Origin of the sequence: Bdellovibrio sp. HCB117 (genome assembly GCF_047305915.1) — a bacterium.
GTDB classification, from domain to species: Bacteria; Bdellovibrionota; Bdellovibrionia; order Bdellovibrionales; family Bdellovibrionaceae; genus Bdellovibrio; species Bdellovibrio bacteriovorus_B.
On record NZ_CP178622.1, the window covers coordinates 1822265 to 1838289 of the forward strand.

The 16025-nt window shown below is 45.1% G+C and carries 15 protein-coding genes and 1 tRNA gene; 11 read left to right on the forward strand and 5 right to left on the reverse strand.

The annotated features are described in order from the left end of the window. The first annotated feature begins 30 nt into the window (after window positions 1-30). From ACLWBD_RS08710 to ACLWBD_RS08735, 6 genes are all read left to right on the forward strand, one after another. Window positions 31-1881, forward strand: a complete 1851-nt coding sequence (locus tag ACLWBD_RS08710; RefSeq protein WP_413570650.1) for a hypothetical protein — start codon at window positions 31-33, stop codon at window positions 1879-1881. Window position 1882: 1 nt separating this feature from the next. After that, the gene (locus ACLWBD_RS08715; protein ID WP_413570652.1) at window positions 1883-2548 is read left to right on the forward strand and encodes a hypothetical protein; all 666 of its coding nucleotides are present in this window, start codon (window positions 1883-1885) and stop codon (window positions 2546-2548) included. Window positions 2549-2571: 23 nt separating this feature from the next. Next, complete coding sequence (locus ACLWBD_RS08720; protein WP_413570654.1) at window positions 2572-3984, forward strand: hypothetical protein; 1413 nt, start codon at window positions 2572-2574, stop codon at window positions 3982-3984. 54 nt (window positions 3985-4038) lie between these two features. After that, on the forward strand, window positions 4039-5298 hold the full coding sequence (locus ACLWBD_RS08725; protein ID WP_413570655.1) for a hypothetical protein: 1260 nt from the start codon (window positions 4039-4041) through the stop codon (window positions 5296-5298). Window positions 5299-5435: 137 nt separating this feature from the next. Beyond that, a complete protein-coding gene (gene mutS, locus ACLWBD_RS08730) occupies window positions 5436-7940 on the forward strand; it encodes a DNA mismatch repair protein MutS (RefSeq protein WP_413570657.1) in 2505 nt (834 codons plus the stop codon). Window positions 7941-7945: 5 nt separating this feature from the next. Beyond that, window positions 7946-10258, forward strand: a complete 2313-nt coding sequence (locus tag ACLWBD_RS08735) for an HD domain-containing protein (protein WP_413570659.1) — start codon at window positions 7946-7948, stop codon at window positions 10256-10258. Here the strand turns inward: ACLWBD_RS08735 and ACLWBD_RS08740 are convergent. Together ACLWBD_RS08740 and ACLWBD_RS08745 are read right to left on the reverse strand one after the other, a co-directional pair. After that, window positions 10255-10452: a hypothetical protein gene (locus ACLWBD_RS08740; RefSeq protein WP_063207442.1), complete on the reverse strand. Its 198-nt coding sequence runs from the start codon at window positions 10450-10452 to the stop codon at window positions 10255-10257. The two genes, ACLWBD_RS08735 and ACLWBD_RS08740, sit on opposite strands and share 4 nt — an antisense overlap. Window positions 10453-10545: 93 nt before the next feature. Further along, a complete protein-coding gene (locus ACLWBD_RS08745; protein ID WP_063207439.1) occupies window positions 10546-10809 on the reverse strand; it encodes a hypothetical protein in 264 nt (87 codons plus the stop codon). Window positions 10810-11024: 215 nt separating this feature from the next. Here ACLWBD_RS08745 and ACLWBD_RS08750 point away from each other — a divergent pair, with 215 nt between their 5' ends. From ACLWBD_RS08750 to ACLWBD_RS08770, 5 genes are all read left to right on the forward strand, one after another. Beyond that, window positions 11025-11495, forward strand: a complete 471-nt coding sequence (locus ACLWBD_RS08750; protein ID WP_063207436.1) for a hypothetical protein — start codon at window positions 11025-11027, stop codon at window positions 11493-11495. Between the two features lie 11 nt (window positions 11496-11506). Continuing rightward, entirely contained in the window at window positions 11507-12310 is an 804-nt protein-coding gene (locus ACLWBD_RS08755; RefSeq protein WP_413570661.1) for a phosphatase domain-containing protein, read from the forward strand. Between the two features lie 3 nt (window positions 12311-12313). Next, window positions 12314-13126, forward strand: a complete 813-nt coding sequence (locus ACLWBD_RS08760; protein WP_063207431.1) for a hypothetical protein — start codon at window positions 12314-12316, stop codon at window positions 13124-13126. Window positions 13127-13128: 2 nt separating this feature from the next. Beyond that, window positions 13129-13563 (forward strand): SufE family protein, encoded by a 435-nt coding sequence (locus tag ACLWBD_RS08765; RefSeq protein WP_063207428.1) that lies wholly within the window; start codon window positions 13129-13131, stop codon window positions 13561-13563. A 75-nt stretch (window positions 13564-13638) separates the two neighbouring features. Beyond that, window positions 13639-14508 carry a trypsin-like serine peptidase gene (locus ACLWBD_RS08770; protein WP_413570662.1) on the forward strand — a complete coding sequence of 290 codons (870 nt, stop codon included), beginning with the start codon at window positions 13639-13641 and terminating at the stop codon, window positions 14506-14508. A gap of 64 nt (window positions 14509-14572) precedes the next feature. On the opposite strand, the gene ACLWBD_RS08775 is transcribed toward ACLWBD_RS08770, so the two are convergent. From ACLWBD_RS08775 to ACLWBD_RS08785, 3 genes are all read right to left on the reverse strand, one after another. Then, window positions 14573-14929 carry a hypothetical protein gene (locus tag ACLWBD_RS08775; RefSeq protein ID WP_063207422.1) on the reverse strand — a complete coding sequence of 119 codons (357 nt, stop codon included), beginning with the start codon at window positions 14927-14929 and terminating at the stop codon, window positions 14573-14575. Window positions 14930-15084: 155 nt separating this feature from the next. Continuing rightward, a complete protein-coding gene (locus tag ACLWBD_RS08780) occupies window positions 15085-15765 on the reverse strand; it encodes a response regulator transcription factor (RefSeq protein ID WP_413570663.1) in 681 nt (226 codons plus the stop codon). A gap of 137 nt (window positions 15766-15902) precedes the next feature. Next, window positions 15903-15978 (reverse strand) — tRNA-Val (locus tag ACLWBD_RS08785). Between the last annotated feature and the right edge of the window lie 47 nt (window positions 15979-16025).

Sequence of the window (16025 nt, forward strand, 5' to 3'; positions counted from 1 at the left end):
AGACGATAATAGAGTTACGGGGGATACGGTATGAAAGGTCACTATTTTCTCATTGCGGCCGTGACAGCGTTTTCTTTAAACGCTTTTGCTGCTTCAGATGCGGATATGCGAAGTGCGAAGAAGCTTTATGAGCGCATGACAGGCGTTAAGGTCTCTTCTAAACGAGCGGAACTGAAAGTGGTCGCGGATCATATCGCAAATGGTGATTATAAAGCGGCGGCGAAATACATCACGACAACTCCGGACTTTCTTAATGTGCAAATCAAAAATCTTTCTTTACGTCTTTCCAATAAAGACGAGTCGGTGAAAGTGGGTTTTAACGATTTTTCAGCGCTGATCGTGGGTGTGGTTCGTGACAACCGTGATTTCCGCGAAGTGCTGACTTCGGATTATTACTACGATGTCTCTGGTGTCGCAAATGACGATGATCCTCGCACGCGCTTTTATAATCAGAATAACTTCACTCCTGTTGAGACGGCCTTCTTGGATCTTACGAAGGTTTTGTCTTTTAAACCACGCCAACAAATGGTGATCACTTCGAATGACACGCCTTACATGCAAAAAGAAAAAAGCACGCCTGTTCTCACAGCGGCGAATCATCCGGATCCAGCGGGAGTATTAACAACGCGCACTTTCGCGGAAAGAAATCTAGGGGGCGGAAGCAACCGTCGCGCCGTCGAGTTCACGTTGAAGCAGTTCCTTTGTGTTTCCATGGCAGAAGCTGCGGATTCAAGTGCCTCGGATCAATATGTGGGAAAAGACGTCGAGCGATTCCCAGCGGGAGACTACAATAAATATTTAACTAGTTGTAAGAGCTGTCACTCCGTGATGGATGGTATGCGCCCGGCTTTTGCAAAAATGGATTATGGTAACTTCACAAACTCAGCAGCGACCGGAATTTATTCCACGACGCATGGAGATTTCTTTAATTCAAATAAGATTGCTACTAAATATTCGGACTATTTAACGAATATCGTCACACCGGCAACGACGGTCGTGATCCCGGATTTAGAAAAAAATCAGGAAGAGTCGGACTACTATAAGACTCGCTATAACTTTTTAATCACACGTGGTTCAACGCCAGAGCAGGCGGCAACAACATTAAATGCAATCCTTAATACAATTCGTGATCCTCAGACAGTGGTTGAATTGATCGCGGATTATCGTGCGAAGAAACAATCTGACCTGACCGTATTCCGTAATAACCGCAATAATACGCAATACCACGTCGACTATGTGAAAGCTTGCTTGGCTCATCTAGGAAACACAGCTTTGACGGCACAGGTCCAGGAAGAGAAGTTCCTTCAGTGTAATCTGGATTCGAAAAAGGACATGTCCGTACTTTACGGTTACTACACAGCTGTTCTGACAGCAAGCAAGGTCAGTGCGACTGAAATTGCACGTCTTCAAGGAAAACTAGTAAATCGCGGGCGTCAGGCAAACGTGAATTTAATGGCTCCTTATCTTCAAGCCAAAGATCAACTGAGACTGTTCCCGCGCAATGTTTTTGATTCAGAGACCGGAGTCGCGACTAAGATGAACAGAGGGAACTATGCCTACGGTTTCACCGTGACTAGTGATGACTTCGTAAATAATGCCACATTAGGAAGTAAGTCTTCTTTCTTCGGTTGGCGCGGTTCAAATAAGACGGGTGGTCAGGGTGTAAAGGATTTTGGTCGCATGATTTCGGAATCCCGACGCTTCAGTCAGTGTATGGCAAAACGTGTGTATGAAAGTGTGTGCTTTAAAAAGCTAGATACGACTCAATACACGACCTTGGTACGTTTAGGGGATCGTTTCGAAGCCTTGAACTACAACCTTAAAAGCCTTTATCAAGATATCGCCTTGGATTCAAGCTGCGGTCTCGTGAAGGAGCCTTAAGATGAACTTGAAGAAAAAAATCTCTTTATCCATTGGTATGACCTTTTCCTTCTTGTTTGTTGGAATGGCCTTTCAAAACTGTGCGGAGCAAACGGACTTTGCCAGTCTGGAAGCCGCAATGCCTGAGGGGCATTCGATAGACACTCCAAACTCAAAAGCAGAAAGCGCGATTGACGGTGCGCCGACAGATGCAAAACAAACCTTAGAATCTATGATGTCTTTATTGGATTTGAAACCCAATGAGATCAATCAGGCGGAAGTGAACGCCGAGGTGAACTATCGTCGTAATTTACTGGCTTCGCAGAATGATATTGCTTTGGTCAATTCGCCGGCCATTATTGCGATGACGTCCCTTGCAGCGGTGGTTTGTAAGCAAGCCGTGAATAAAGAGAAAAAGGGCACCCGCGATATTTTTAAATTTATTGATTTCACTAAGGGCCCGAGCTCTTACGGAAAGCTAGGGGCTCTAAACACTTACATTACGATGGTGGATCGCTTTTGGATGCGTAAACCGACGAGTGAAGAATTGGCTTTGTTTTCAAAAACGATTGATGAGTATTACAGCACTCTGAATTCTACTGCGATGGGGAACGCAGCAGAAACAGACAAGCTTGCGATCTTTATCTGTTCAGGAATGTTATCGGTGCCTGAATCCTACTTGTTGTAGGACGAGAGGAAATTGGGGGAGTTATGAAGAACGATAAACTTAAAAAAATTCTGGAAAACCCAAAAGAGGCCTCTTCAGGACTTCGACTTTCACGTCGGGAACTCTTAGAAGCAGGTGTGCTTTCTTTTGCCGCACGCGTGGCTGTGCCGGGTGCGGTGACCTCTATCTTGACGATGGCGGAAAAAGCGGTCGCGCAAACAACACCGATGATGCCTTTTGTGACTTTAAGTCTTAGTGGGGGTGCAGCTCTGCATGGAAACTTTGTCGTGAAAGATTCCGGCGGCAGTCTTCTTAAGTCCTATTCGAAGTTGGGATTGGGTAAGGCTGGTTTTGCAACGGAAAGACTCATGGGAGCTGACTTTGCCTCTTCCTCGCAGCTTCACAAAGGTATTAAAGACGTCTGTTCCTCCGATGCTTTAGGAAGATCTCGTCTTGTGGCTTTATGTACAAATACGGCCAATGATACCAATGGTCAGTCGGCACTTCGTCCTTTTTATGATCTTTCAGGTCCGCTTGAAAGAGCGGGATTGGTAGGAAAAATTCTGCCCACCGTGCATCAAGGAACTGCCAGTGAAAATATCAAACCGGTGTTCAATGCACCGAATTCTGTACTTGAACTTGCTAGTTTGGACTCGATGTTCGGTGCCTTGAATTACTCAAGCGTCTTAGCGGATAATGGCCTATTATCTAAGCCTCAAAAAGAAAAACTGAGTGGCTTTGTTGGTAAAATGACTCAAGCTCAAGTAGCAAAATTAAATGCGAAAGATGACGGTATCAAAGTCGCTTTACAAGAAGCGGGAATTAAGTCGGGTGATATTATCAAAGCCGGTGGTGCTTCTGGTGTGGATCCCCGTAAGGATGCTTTAGCGCAAGCGGTTTACGGGATCAATGCCTCGACGGCGGCAAACAATGCCAACGCCATTACGGCGGGTGTCGTGTTTAATGCCTTAAACGGCAACGTCTCTCACGGTCGCATCACTTTAGGTGGTTACGATTATCATGCACCGGGATTAAGAACGGTGGCTGATCAGCGTGACTTCGCAGCCGGTCAGCAGATCGGGCGTATGATTGAACTAGCTCACCGTATGAAAAAATCTTTATTCATTCTGGTGACGACGGATGGAGCTTGCGTCTCTGAAGAGTCTGAATCCTCAACAGCGATTTGGTCGAGTGATTATAGCTCGTCGTTGCAGTTCATTATCGCCTACCATCCGCAAGGAAAATTAGCCGCCACGGGAAATCAGATCGGACACTATCTAGCGGATCAAAGTGTCGATACAACGACGCTTGTTGGTTCTCGTCCGGACTATGTGGCGGCAGCCGTTCTAGCGAATTATTTAAGTCTTAATAAAAAGCTTGGAATCTTTAAGCAATTGGCTCCGGCAACATTGCAAAATGATGACGTAGAAAAAGTCGTAAAGCTGAAAGCCGCTTAAAAAGCAAGTCGACGTCTTAAGTTCGGGTTCGTAAGGGGAATGGGGAATTTGGGGATGAAAAGAACACAAGCTCTCAAAGTTTTAGGGGTGGTATCTGGAAGTTTTCTTCTGGTGATTGCATTTCAAAACTGCGGTCAGAACTTAGGAGAAGGTTTTGTATTGGATACAAAAGCCGTGCAACTTAATTCCGGAAGCAGTCTTCCCGTAGATGATTCCTTAATCGATGACGAAACTTCGGAAGAACAAAGCACGGGCGATATCTGTGAGGACCAGCTTTACGCGAAATTCGGCGCGGGTTACTACGTGTTTTTAAAGAACAACTGCGCAGGTTGCCACAATGGAGAGCACGAAGCGCCTGCTTTTGCCTCTAAAAATTCTTTATCGTCTTATCAGGTTTTCCGCGACAAAGGTTATCTAGCGGTTTCCGCAAATGCCATCAGTGCCAATCACAATCCTCCTTCAACGGGAGCTCATCACAATGGTACCATCAGTAGTTTAAAAGCGGATTGGGAAAATGCCGTGACGGCCTGGGCTCAGTGTAAGGGGAGTGATGTTGAAGATAAGTCCGTCGTGACTGGTAATAAGACCGACGCAAATATTGTAAATAAAAAATCAGAATCAACATATTGGTCCAAACTTTCTTGGAACATGAATACGGCTGGCGATATGCCAACTAATGCCGCGAAACTGCCTTTGACTATTTCAGTGGAAGTTCAAGTAGCGAAAGTCGGGGGCACTGAAGTTGGATACGCGATTAAAAATCCGACGATGGGTATTGCTTCCGGAAGTGCGAAATATCGAGTGAAAGGTTTGTTCTTTTACGTTAACAACGTTCTGAATGATGCAGCGACGGTCTATCGTGGGATTGATGCCGTTATATGCCCGAATGTATCCTTAAATCTCGCGCCGGTTGGAAATGCGCAGTTGATTGTAACGGCGTCTCGCAAAACCACGGATAAGTTTGCTTTGCAGTTTAGCTCCATCGAAAAAGTCGATGCCTCTGCGAAATGCGGCACGGGCTCCAACGTCACGGTGCCAGTGGATACGACTCCAGAGAAAGTTACTTTTGCCCAGTTGACTTCCACAGACGCAAACCTAGGTGTCTTCCGAAGTCAGTGTTTTTCCTGCCATCAAGGAGCCAGCAGTCAGGGTGGTTTGGATTTAAGCAGTTATTCTCAATCAAAATCGAAGGCCGCGAAGATTCTATTGCGTATTAACGACGCCAACGCCCCCATGCCACGAAGTGGATTGATGTCATCTAAAATGCGGGCCATCGTCGAAAAATGGGTGAATACGAACACTCCAGAGAAATAGCTAACGCACCGCACTCTTTATGAGTGCGGTTTTTGTTTTTAAAGCCCTATTTTCCCTCACAGATGCGATGCGTTTTTGAGTGAATTGCCGCCCCGCCTTCGTTAACTTTTTGGGCTATGTCAAATCTTACTCCGCTCATGAAACAGTTCTGGGACATCAAGTCCGTTCATCAAGATAAAATTCTTCTATTCCGCATGGGGGACTTCTTTGAGATGTTCTTCGATGATGCTGTGAAAGCGGCACCGGTCTTGGGAATCGCGCTGACTCAAAGAAATAAAAAATCCGCAGATGAAACTCCAATGTGTGGCGTACCTCATCATTCAATCGCGGGCCCGATCAATAAACTTTTAGCGGCCGGCTTCAAGGTTGCAATCTGTGATCAGCTAGAAGATCCCAAGATGGCAAAGGGTATTGTCAAAAGAGGTGTCACGCGAGTTCTGACTCCGGGCATGGTCTATGACTCTGATACTTTGGACGGAACAAAGCCTCATTATCTTGTGAGTTTAGATAATGAGTCTATCAGCTTCTTGGATACGACAACGGGCGAAGCTTTTTTCTTTAGGTCGCAAAAAACGACAGAGCTTTTGCGTTTCTTACAAATTCTTCCGGTGGCAGAGATTGTAATTTCTAAGGACGACGAGGCCTTGCTGAAAGGTCTTGAGGGCGTTCTTATTAGCTTCCATGAAGACGTCGCGGATGCTCTTCATGATCTTTTAAAAAACAGCGCGCCTTTGTCGGCGGCCCGGCTGGTTTCTTATGTCACGCAGCTTTCAGGTGAAGAGTCTATCAAGACACTTTCACCGTTTGTGGAAAGAGATCTTGAGCACCGTCTTGAGATTTCTGGAACAGTTCTTCGTCACCTGGAAGTTTTTTCGACTTACAAAGGTGAAGGTTTGGGAAGTCTTTTTCACGCCATCAACCGCACGCAAACGTCTGCGGGAAGTCGTCTTCTTCGCCAGTGGTTGAGTTTTCCGTTGCGCGATACAAAGGCCATTGAACAACGTCTTACCTCTGTGGAGTTCTGGCGCAGTCACGTTCTAGAGTTAAAACGGGTTCGTCAAATCTTGGGACAAATGGGGGATATCGAAAGACGTCTTGGAAAAATCTCTCAACCGCAATGCAACGGTCGAGATCTTTTAGCTTTGGCTGGAAGTGTTCATGCCGGTATAAGCGCTCTTGAAGTTCTAGTGCATGCTTCCGGGGGAACGGCGAACTTTGAACCTTTGCGCGATCTTGCTTACAAGATTGAGCGCACGTTGGTTGAAGATCCTCCTTTAGCGACAAAACAAGGTTATCTGATCCGTCAGGGTGTTTCCTCAGAGCTTGATGAGTTGATTGAACTATCGACCCATTCTCAAGCTTTAGTGGCACGCATGGAGGCTGAGGAAAAAGAGAAGACCGGTATTTCTAGTCTTAAAATCCGCTACAACAATGTTTTTGGTTATTACATCGAAATTACCAACACACACAAAGATAAGGCTCCGGCGCACTATCAAAGAAAACAAACTTTGACCAATGCGGAACGCTACTGCACCGACGAGCTTGTTGAATTAGAAAGAAAAGTTCTGAGTGCCAATACGAAGCGCGCAGATTTGGAATTTGAATTCTTCGAAGCCTTGAGAAAAGAGATTCTGGCTCAATGCCCCGCTTTACTGACGCTGGCTCATGAATGTAGTGAAGTCGATGTGGTTTCAGGCTTGGCATGGTTGAGTTTGGAAGAAAAATACGTGCGTCCTCAATTCACGACAGATGGTTCTTTAAAATTAAGAGCCAGCCGTCACCCCGTGGTTGAGCAAACCGTGAAAAAGAACTTCGTTGCGAACGACATTGAACTTCGTCCCCACTCTTGCCTATTGTTAACGGGCCCTAACATGGCTGGTAAATCGACATTGATGAGACAAGTGGCTTTGATCGCCATTATGGCGCAAATGGGTTCTTTCGTCCCGGCAGATGAGGCTTCAATCCCGGTCTTTGATGCGATCTTCACACGTATTGGTGCGAGTGATCAGTTGTCGGAAGGTCTTTCAACATTCATGGTTGAAATGACAGAAACTTCCGCGATGTTAAAAAATGCGACGAAAGATTCTTTGGTAATCCTAGATGAAGTCGGTCGTGGTACAAGCACGTTTGATGGCATGTGTTTGGCTCAATCCATTCTTGAACACTTATTAAGTGAAACAAAAGCTCTGACTTTCTTTGCGACTCACTACCATGAGCTGACGTCGTTAGATCAAAGTTTTGGTCAGATCACAAACGCTCACATGACGGTGGCCGAACGAAACGGTGAAATCCGTTTCCTTCACACCTTGGTGAAAGGCCCGGCATTAAAATCTTACGGGGTGCAAGTGGCCGAATTAGCCGGACTTCCTGCCTCTGTGACAAAAAGAGCCAAAGGTCTGTTGCGTGATATTGAATCAAAACGCGTTCAAGCCTCCAGTCAGCTTTCACTTTTAGATCAATTGCATAGTGACGTTCCGGCGATGGATGCAGATCCGATCACGACCTTCACTTTGCCAGAAGAAATCAAAAGCTTGATGGCGGAAGTGGAAAAATACCCGTTGATGCAGATGAGTCCGCTGGATGCGATGAACCAGATCGCGAAGTGGAAAGAAATCGTCGCTCGTAACGGACAGGAAGTGTAGCCACGATGGCAACAAGATCTTTTTTGTCTTCAACTCAGTGGGAGCAAGCGCAAGAGGTTTTAACACCACCACTTATGACACCTGACGGAGATGTTCGTCAGGTGTTTTGTTTTTCAGCCGAAAACTTTTCGGGTTGGTTGTCGGCGCGTCTGGAAGAGCTTTTTAAAAGCTCCCCGGAATGGGAAAAGTGTCATCCCATTATTTTAGGATCTTGGGCTCGAGGTGAATTAAGTCCGAAATCGGATATCGATGTTCTGTTCTGTGGTGATGAAGAAAAGGTAAAACTCTTTGTCGATAAAGCCAACGAACAGGGTCTTAAACTTCGCTACCGTATGCCTCACAATCCTTCCGATTGGACTGAAAACGTCGAGGCCTTTGATATTCTCGCGTTATTAAAAGCTCGTCCCTGGACACCTGAAGGCGCACAAAAACTTTTTGAACAGCAAAAAAAGATCTGGTCAAAAAAGAACTATTATCGCCGCATTCTTTTAAAGGCCGTGAAAGAAGAAAGGAAGAACCGCGCAAAGCGCTTTGATTCCATCACGAATTATCTTGAGCCCAATATTAAATTTGGACCCGGTGGACTTCGCGATCTTGAACAAGGTTTGCAGATTTACGAACTCTTCGCTGAAAAGTTCACACATCCCGGACATGCGCTGAATGTTCTTCATTACTATCGCAATTATTTTTTAAATATTCGTCAGAAGCTGCATTTAGAAGGGCACGGCGATATTCTTTCCAACGCGGTTCAGTTTGATCTTGCGAAGTGGATGGGATTTAAAACCCATAAAGACTTTATGAGAGATTTGCAGCGCGGTCTTTCGCGCGTGCATTTTTATTCAGACTGGATCGTTGAAGTTGCGGAGTCTTCTGAAAAGGAACTCAAAAAACTAGAGCAATTTGAATTCAAAAAGTTCGAAGATCTTTCGCTTGCGTTACATAAGAACTCGAGTGTTTTAGTGCAGAAAAAAGTGCGTGAAAATCTCGACAGTCTTTTGCCCGATGGAAAAGTAAAATCGTTGGCAAAAAGACGAGGGCAAGTTCTAGAATCTCTTCTTGATATTAAAGCGACCGATGAATTTTTGGTAAGTATTTTTCGCTCGCGTTTGATTGATAAGCTCGTGCCTGAAATCCGTCGTTTGGTGGGCTATGTTCAGCACGATCAGTATCATCGTTTTACAGCCGATTCTCACATCATGCAGGCGTGTCGCGAAGTAAAGCGTATCTATAAAAAATCATCTCAGCTAGGGCCTTTAAAATCCTTACATCAAAAGCTCAATAAAGAGGACTGGCGTATTCTTTCGTGGAGCTGTCTGTATCATGATTTAGCAAAAGGCCTTGAAAGTGGAGATCATCACTCCGACCTAGGTGTCACGATCGTTGAACGAGATTTTAAATCTTATGGTTTTTCAAAGTCTTTCACGGACGAAGTGAAGTGGATGGTGAAAAATCATCTGGAAATTTCTCAGGCCGCTTTTAGAAAAAATCCGAAAGATCCTAAAGTGTGGCAGGATTTGCGAGATAAGGGTGTGGAAGGCGCAAGACTTTATCGTCTGGCCTTATTCACGGCCATCGATATTCGTGCAACAAATCCAGAGGCCTGGAATGAGTGGAAAGCAAAACTGTTGCGCGATTTAGTCGTCAGTCTTGAATCTAAAAAGGCGCAAGACTATTTCGATTTCCAAACTCTGCGTTTACGCAAGAAGTTGCAACTTTCTTCAGAAGTGATCGAGGAATTGGGCCCTGTTTTATTAGACAGTCTGGCTATTAAAGATCTCGTCAACGATCTCAAAAAAGCAGAACACGCTGAAAGCTCTTTGGCGCCTTTGGTTTACAAAACGCGCAAAGGGGAAGTGTGGATACGCTTCCACGAGAAAAAAGACCGTAAAGGGCTTTTAAGTGATTATGTGGGGCAATTGTATTCCCTCGGCTTGGGCATTCGCCATGCCTCGATTCACACACTTTCTAAAGTCGGCGTGTATGACTGGTTTCAAGTATCGACAACTCGAAACATTCAACAACTGACAAAGATTTTAGAAAACACACAAGTGCAGTCAAAAAATATTCCGGCCGTGAAGTTTGAGTCGATTCAACTTGTTAGTGCGGATGAAAAAGAATGGGTGATCAGCTTTAAAGGACCAGATCAGTCAGGGCTCTTGGCCTCAGCCGCGAAGTCTTTAAGTGAATTGGGTGTGAGCATTAAGAGTGCCCGCGTTCATACTTGGGGCCGTCAGGTCGATGATATTTTTACCGTGAAGTCTTTAGGAAGCGAGCCTCAAGAGCTGATCGCGAACTTGAGGCAGAAGTATCAGCTTTAGTTGCTGTTTTTCTTTTTAGTCGCACCGGTGATGCCAGTGTGATTACGCCAATTGTACTGTGGATCTGTTTTTGTACGATTGTGCCAAGCTTCCCATTTCTTTTTAGGAAGTTTGTGTGAAACATTTCCTTTTTCGTCGAAGATATCAGGATCTTTACCAAATAAAAAATCGCCGATGGCTTTTAGAACTCCCATGAAAACCGCTCCTTAGATAAGGCTCTAATATAAGCGAGGAGCGGCCAGAAGGGAAAGACGGAATCGAAGAACTTATGCTGCTTGTCAAAAGTCTTAAGAGCGTGGGTTTGCGCAAACGTCGATGATATCTAGTCCGCGTTCTTCAGCCACAGGGCCACGACCTTTATAGAAATTAAAGCATTGTTGAGCCGCTTGTTCATAAGCGTCCTCATAACTTGCGGCCGCGCGTTTGATCTCCAGCGACTGACCCGCCAGTTTGTACTTAAAGACATATTCTTTCGAAGGTGCTTCAGAGCTTTTCCAAGCAAACGAAGTGCAAGAGAAAGCCAAGATGGCGATAGTTAGAAGCGTTTTCATAAGTCCCTCCTGTTTAAGGATTTCCGTCTTGCCTTGTAGGAGAGCAAGCGATGGGCCACGGTATAGCATGGCGCCCCATGATGAGACGGTATAAGTGTTGAATATTACAATGGAATATAGTCTCATTTTGGGAGTTTCAGATAGGGCGTCTTCAAGGCCTGACAGTGACAGTCTGAGGAAGGCGAATGAATAAACTTTAGACAAGGAATGTGTCGATGAGAATTCTTCTATTTTTGATTTTGAGCTTTGGAGTTTCTAGTTCCTGGGCTGTGACCAGCGGTCGATATCTAGGCATGCAGATGATCATCAATATTGCTTCAAATAGCGTGGACGGAACTGTCGACGGCACCCCTCAAGAGCTTTACCTGGCCATGGATCGTCCTGAACAGGATTCGATGTTGGGACGTGGGAAATCCTTAGAAGCTCCCAAAAAAGTTCTGAATTTCATCTGCGCAAAAAAAGCGGAGAACAATTACCACTGCGCGATCTACATTCATAAATCCAACGTCGCGCGTATTGGTCCGGGTAAAGCCCACTTTGAAGTTCGCGGAGCTGAAGCGAAAGCCTTGTTTGAGCAGTTTCACTCTGAAAATGGACTCTTTGCTTTCAAAGATGAGGCGCAAACCTTCGCAATTCACGCAACACCGGAGCGCTTTGTGATGTGGTTTGATGAGCAAGGTATTTAAAAGGGATGGATATGAAAAACTTTATCGCGTTTTTGATATTCTTTGTTTCATTATCCTCTCAGGCTCAGACATTGTTCGTAAGCGACGTCGATGACACCATCAAGCTTGCGAATGTGAAGGATCTAAGTGAAGCCGCCCGCTATGCCTTTGATGATAAAAGTCGTTTCTTGGGAATGAATGCGCTTTATCATCACATCGTGAAAGAAAACTCAGACATCCGGGTGGTTTATCTTTCAAAAGCACCCGAATGGTTTATGGGTCGCACGCACCGCAATTTCCTCAAAAACGGAAATTACCCGGCGGGGACCTATATTGGAAAAACCGAATATGATAGCGATGTTCATAAAATCACGAACTTGCGCAAACTCATGGAAGAACACCGTCCGCGCAAGGTGATTCTTATTGGCGATAACGGCGAACAAGACGCCGATATTTACGCGCAACTGGCGCAAGAATACGCCAACCAGGGTATTGAGTTTCATCAATTCATCCGTATCGTTTATAACCGCAACCCTTTCATTGAATGGGGCGCAGCTCTGCATAATGGACAGACAGGCTTTGTAACTCCTTTAGAGATTTCTTTTGAGCTGGAAAAAGCTCACATCTTGAGTTATTCCGCTGTTGAAACTTTGGTAAAGACCCTGGTCCCTGATTTCGTCTATGCGAGCAGCTATGCGGCGGAAGGTGATGTGGCTTTTCCTTATTTCGTGAATTGCCAAACCTTCGTATGGAAGTGGGACGACAGTCTGCAAAGGTTTGATACAATGAAGCAGTTGAAGCTTAAATTGACCGACCGCTGTCGCCTGAAAATGTAAAGAATGTTATTGAAATACCAATTACCACGAGTCTACGAAAATCTCTTACCTCGAGAGATTCTGGAGTTTTCTCCTGAAGAAAATAAAGCGACCTGCGACTCGTGTGCGATGTCTCGTCCTCGCCATAAAGGCAAAGTTCATTATCGCGAGGATTTGAAGTGCTGCACCTTTCATCCGTTCCTCGCAAATTTCATGATCGGGGCTTTGTTGAAGGAAGAGTCTTCTACGGAAGCTCATCGCATCTTCCGCGATAAAATCGCTCGCCGTGAATACGCTCTTCCTATCGGGATGGTGGCCCCGGTAAAATATCAGGTTGAGTTTAATAACCGCACGGAAGGGGAGTTCGGTCAGCGCGAAGACTGGCTGTGCCCTTACTACAATAAAGAAAAACAAAACTGCAATGTGTGGCGCAATCGCGGTGTTGTTTGTACGACCTTCTTCTGCAAAAGCTCTTACGGAAAACCTGGAATTAAGTTCTGGGAAAAAATGAGCAACTATCTTTGGTACGTAGAGTTGGCGCTTTTAGAAGAAGCCTTGGTGATGTTGGATTTTTCGCCTCGTCAAATCATGGATCTTTTGGATTATCACAATCGCTACGATGGCACGGCCGCAGAAAAAAAATCCTGGGTGCTTCCTGAAGCCAAAGCCAAAGATTTGTGGAACGGGTATTACGACGATCAAGAAGGTTTCTATAAGAAATGCCACGATGTCGTGATGAATATGAACAAGAAGTCCTTTCACGAACTCATTGGTGAGCAAGGACAAATGCTGGAAGAAGATATTTTCACTCTCTTGCCGAATTTGAAAGTGGTTTAGTTATGAACATCCAAGAAAGACAACAAAAGATAATCCAAGATTTCTCCACGATGAATCAGTGGGAAGACCGCTATAAAAAAATCATCGAGATGGGGAAAGCTCTTCCTGAAATGCCCGAGAATTTAAAAACAGAGCAAAACGCTGTGAAAGGCTGCCAGTCGCAAGTCTGGCTCTCTGCAAATTTAAACGAGCAGGGTCAAATACAACTTCAAGGCGATAGCGATGCTTTGATCGTGAAGGGTTTGGTTGGACTTTTGTTGTATGTTTATTCTGGAGCGACTCCCAGCGAGATTTTATCGACACCTCCCGAGTTTTTGAAAGCTTTGGGCTTCGAAGGAAACCTTTCTCCTAGCCGCGCCAATGGTCTGCATTCCATGCTTAAGCAAATCAAACTTTATGCGACGGCATTTGATTATCTTCTGAAAACGAAAAAATAAAGTTTGTCTTTCATTCTCACTTTTCTCAGACTTTTATGAGAGGGATGTTCAGGAAGAACATTCAGAGGGGAAAAAGTGAAAAGGAATTCATTCGTAGCGACAATGACTGTCGCGCTTGCAGCAACGTTCTCAGTTGGATTTGTTAACATCACGCCCAAAGTTATTTATGGCGACGACAACCGTGTCGACGTCTATCAAGTAACCAGAGCCGACATTCGTGAAATTGCGGATTCCACAGTGGCTTTGATTCCAACACGCGATATTCAAAATCAAGGAAACGGTTTGGTAAAGATTTTGGCGTCAAGCTATGGCTCTAGTATGAATCTTTGCTCCGATGAGCCTTTCTTTGATCAACCTTCAGCAGCAAATTGCTCAGGTTCTTTAGTTGGTGAGGATTTGATTGCAACTGCCGGCCACTGCATCAGCTCTTCGGACTGCTCTCGGTATGCTTTCGTTTTTGGTTATAAAATGACGGACGCTAAAACAGCTCCAGAGACTTTGCCTGAAGGTGAGGTTTATGGTTGTAAGGAAATCGTGGCTCGTGAATACACAAGCGCCCAAGATTATGCGTTAGTACGTTTGGATCGCCCGGTTCGTGGTCACCGCGTTTTGAGCTTGGCACAGTCAGCAGCACAACCCGGTGACGCAATTTACGTTGTTGGTCATCCCTCAGGTCTTCCGACGAAAGTGGCTGACGGTGCGCAGGTGCGTGCTCAACAAGGAGCTTATTTCACTTCGAACTTAGATACTTACGGAGGAAATTCTGGATCTGCGGTTTTCAACGCAAGAACTCATGAAGTCGTGGGTATTCTTGTTCGTGGAGCCCAAGATTTCACGTATGACCGAGCTAAGCAGTGTACTGTTTCAAACAGATGTGCAGAGACGGGTTGTCGCGGTGAAGATGTTACAAACATCTCTTATATCGTGAATGCTTTAAAAAAATAATTAAGGCTAAAGATATTAAAAAATAAAAAAGGGAGCTTAAGAATAGCTCCCTTTTTTATTTTAACTACTCAAGATGAATGGGAGAACCAGATTGGTTTTGTTCAGCATCGGGAAGTTGCTGATCAGGATTGGGATTTTGTTGAATAGCTCCTTCTTCAGGTTGGCAGTTGGTGCTGTGATTTTCTAGATGGGCTAACTCATCTTTCTGTCCTTCATAACTGACTTGGGGGCACGGGACGAGGGAAGGATCTTGCTCTGTTGCCGTGGGCTGTCGATCTACGCGATCGGCAAGATCACGTTGAGTTTCGATCTTCATTGCATCTGTTGCGGATCCATTTAATGGAACCGTGGGATCTTCAGGGGCCCCTTGAACAAATTGTGGAAGGATAAGGAGAGCTGCCACGATGATAGCTTGTCTCATAACCACCTCCGTATTAACCGCTTTCAAAGTTATTTTAACATAGGTGATTGGGAGTAAGTGCACTTCTGTGCTTTAACGTAAGGACGTTTTGCAGCGAAATTTTCGAAAAAATAATTTAAGGCCTGCGCCACGACAGAGTGAATCTGAGTATTTTCTTAGTTTCCGTGTTTTTCGAAGCGGTAACCAGAACCATAAACGGATTTGATTTCCCATGGAGTGCCCTCAAGCTTTTTGCGAAGCTTTGACATATGAGTGTCGATGGCGCGATCGACCACGCTTGTATTTCCACCCCAGACTTGGTCTAAAAGCTGCTGGCGGGTGATAACTTGATCTTTGTGTTTTGCTAGATACAAAAGAATTTTGAACTCAATTGAAGTGGTTTCAATGGGCTTTTTTTCACCTTTGATATCGCAGGAAATTCTTTGCATCGTTAGGTCGAAATGCAAGCTGTCGACCTTTAACATTGCGTTGTCGTGATGTTTCGTTTTCTTGCGAAGCTTGGCCTCTATGCGCGCCCGGAGCTCCACGGGTTCAAACGGCTTTGTGACATAGTCTTCAGCTCCTAGAGAAAAACCCACGACTTTATCTGTGACTTCATTATGAGAAGTTAAGATCACCACCGGGATGTCTTGCAGTTGAGTGTGGTGATGCATGTAAAAATCAAAACCACTTCCATCGGGCAGTTGTACGTCTAAGATGACAAGATCAAAAGGGGAGGTGATGTGTACTGTGGCTTCTTTCAGCGTATTCGCGCATGTCACGTCATGAGCTGAAAGAGTTTCTTTCACCACAATCTGATTCGTTAGATTGTCTTCGATTAGCAGAATCTTAGCCATACTTGTATTTAAGGATGTCATGGGCTCGCAAGCAAAGCAAGACTTTGACGTAAACTGAAGAGTATTTAGTCTAGTGGATCTCAACAAAGATGGCGCTTTTGCAGAGTCAGCTCAGTTTGAAATTGAGAGGGAAAAAATGGTGCGAATAACTGGACTTGAACCAGTGACCTCTTCCATGTCAAGGAAGCGCGCTACCAACTACGCTATATCCGCACAAGAGCATTCAAGCTAACATTCGGACCTTCAGGCGGCAATCATGG

Bases quoted from the DNA above. Each gene is read 5' to 3' on its own strand.
- ACLWBD_RS08735 (WP_413570659.1), top strand. From the start codon at position 7,946: ATGGCAACAAGATCTTTTTTGTCTTCAACTCAGTGGGAGCAAGCGCAA.
- mutS (WP_413570657.1), top strand. From the start codon at position 5,436: ATGAAACAGTTCTGGGACATCAAGTCCGTTCATCAAGATAAAATTCTT.
- ACLWBD_RS08750 (WP_063207436.1), top strand. From the start codon at position 11,025: ATGAGAATTCTTCTATTTTTGATTTTGAGCTTTGGAGTTTCTAGTTCC.
- ACLWBD_RS08720 (WP_413570654.1), top strand. From the start codon at position 2,572: ATGAAGAACGATAAACTTAAAAAAATTCTGGAAAACCCAAAAGAGGCC.
- ACLWBD_RS08740 (WP_063207442.1), bottom strand. From the start codon at position 10,452: ATGGGAGTTCTAAAAGCCATCGGCGATTTTTTATTTGGTAAAGATCCT.
- ACLWBD_RS08765 (WP_063207428.1), top strand. From the start codon at position 13,129: ATGAACATCCAAGAAAGACAACAAAAGATAATCCAAGATTTCTCCACG.
- ACLWBD_RS08755 (WP_413570661.1), top strand. From the start codon at position 11,507: ATGAAAAACTTTATCGCGTTTTTGATATTCTTTGTTTCATTATCCTCT.
- ACLWBD_RS08725 (WP_413570655.1), top strand. From the start codon at position 4,039: ATGAAAAGAACACAAGCTCTCAAAGTTTTAGGGGTGGTATCTGGAAGT.
- ACLWBD_RS08760 (WP_063207431.1), top strand. From the start codon at position 12,314: ATGTTATTGAAATACCAATTACCACGAGTCTACGAAAATCTCTTACCT.
- ACLWBD_RS08715 (WP_413570652.1), top strand. From the start codon at position 1,883: ATGAACTTGAAGAAAAAAATCTCTTTATCCATTGGTATGACCTTTTCC.
- ACLWBD_RS08745 (WP_063207439.1), bottom strand. From the start codon at position 10,809: ATGAAAACGCTTCTAACTATCGCCATCTTGGCTTTCTCTTGCACTTCG.
- ACLWBD_RS08780 (WP_413570663.1), bottom strand. From the start codon at position 15,765: ATGGCTAAGATTCTGCTAATCGAAGACAATCTAACGAATCAGATTGTG.
- ACLWBD_RS08710 (WP_413570650.1), top strand. From the start codon at position 31: ATGAAAGGTCACTATTTTCTCATTGCGGCCGTGACAGCGTTTTCTTTA.
- ACLWBD_RS08775 (WP_063207422.1), bottom strand. From the start codon at position 14,929: ATGAGACAAGCTATCATCGTGGCAGCTCTCCTTATCCTTCCACAATTT.